This is a genomic window from Oleiphilus sp. HI0132 (assembly GCF_001635845.1).
Genome location: NZ_LWGJ01001274.1, coordinates 1 through 958, shown reverse-complemented (window position 1 = coordinate 958; position 958 = coordinate 1). Strand labels below are relative to the sequence as shown.

Here is a 958-nt window from a genome sequence, read left to right as displayed (position 1 = left end):
AACATAGACCTGAACCTGATTGAAATTCAGCCCCAGCGGCACATCACAAGAACGCTGATAACTAGTCAAATACAGTGTATCCCCTAGCAAAGAAAATGTGTGCGTATGCATGCAAGGGCGCAGACAACCCATTTCGAACTCGCCCGGGTTATAGAAGCTTAGAATTTCTCCGCGGTCATCGACCCCTTTCGAAAGGTTATCGACGATCTTTTTAAGCTGGTCTAATGGCGTGCCATCCGGCTTTTGCCACGCCCGGCCCTGAACGCCGTATACTCGCCCCATATCATCCTCACCTTTACGATGCGGATTATTCAACCAGGCTTCATTCTCATTGGCATTAGCATTCCAGGTGTTACAGCCGATCTCGCGAAATTGCGCAGCACTGCTATACCCACGGAGATAACCCAGAAGTTCTGCAATGGCTGCTTTATAGTAACTTTTGCGAGTGGTAATTAACGGAAATACATTGTTCTCAACGTCATACTCCAGGTCAGCATTGATTAGGGTCAGGCAGCGCGTTCCGGTACGTTTATTATCTACCCACACACCCTCATCAATAATACGCTGACAAAGCGCTAAGTACTGCTTCATATGCTTCTCTCAATTTTTTATTTTCTAGTTTATGCTCGGTGCGATAGTTTATCGGAGTTAAATTTGTAGGCATACCAAATAAAACCCACACCTATTAATATCATCGGGAATGACAGTAGTTGACCTTTCGTCAGCCAACCCCAGGCAACAAAACCAATATGTGCGTCAGGCTCTCTTACGAACTCAACAACAAAGCGGAAAATTCCATAGAAGATCATAAACATACCCGAGACCGATGCCGCAGGCCTGGGTTTAACGGAATAAAACCATAAAATACAAAAGAACATCAGCCCTTCAAGCCCTGCCTGATAAAGCTGAGAAGGGTGCCTAACCAATTGCTCCGGGTCGTTTGGAAATACCATTCCCC

At 45.8% G+C, this 958-nt stretch carries 2 protein-coding genes; both read right to left on the bottom strand.

Features of this window, described 5'->3' with window-relative positions:
* On the bottom strand, positions 1 to 591 hold a 591-nt coding region (locus A3766_RS19255; RefSeq protein WP_068642805.1), incomplete at its 3' end, for a thymidylate synthase.
* Between the two features lie 29 nt (positions 592 to 620).
* Positions 621 to 958, bottom strand: a 338-nt coding sequence (locus A3766_RS19250) for a prolipoprotein diacylglyceryl transferase family protein (protein WP_197479634.1), incomplete at its 5' end; no start/stop codon positions are given.